Origin of the sequence: Bradyrhizobium sp. NBAIM08 (assembly GCF_020193935.1) — a bacterium.
Lineage (GTDB): Bacteria > Pseudomonadota > Alphaproteobacteria > Rhizobiales > Xanthobacteraceae > Bradyrhizobium > Bradyrhizobium yuanmingense.
Genome location: NZ_JADYVR010001362.1, coordinates 1 through 382, shown reverse-complemented (window position 1 = coordinate 382; position 382 = coordinate 1). Strand labels below are relative to the sequence as shown.

Here is a 382-nt window from a genome sequence, read left to right as displayed (position 1 = left end):
AGGTAGCGCTGCTCCCAGACCGGGTCGCCGGTGGCCGCGGCCATCCGCGCCGACATGGTCAGCACTTCGTCGAGGTGCGCGATGGTCCCGCGCAGCTCGGTCCTCGGCGCGATCTTGCTGACGGGCTATCTCGGCGGCGCGGTTGCCACGCATGCTCGCATCGGTGATTCGCTGTGGCCAGGACATGTGATGCCGTTTCTGGTGGCCACGTTCCTCTGGCTCGGCCTGCTCCTTCGCGATGAGCGGGTTCGGGCGATGTTGCCGTTACGGAAGTACCCTGAGCCCGTTTCGCTCCTGGTCTCCATTCCTCTGGCTCTCGCGGGCTTCGTGCTGGCGCTCTTTGTCGCCATCCTGCTGCAGCCGGGCACCTACCACATCGAGC

General features: G+C 66.5%; 1 protein-coding gene. It reads left to right on the top strand.

The features are described 5' to 3' along the window. Positions 1–81 precede the first annotated feature (81 nt). The coding region (locus I6F37_RS44930; RefSeq protein WP_225155121.1) for a DoxX family protein at positions 82–382 on the top strand (301 nt) is incomplete at its 3' end.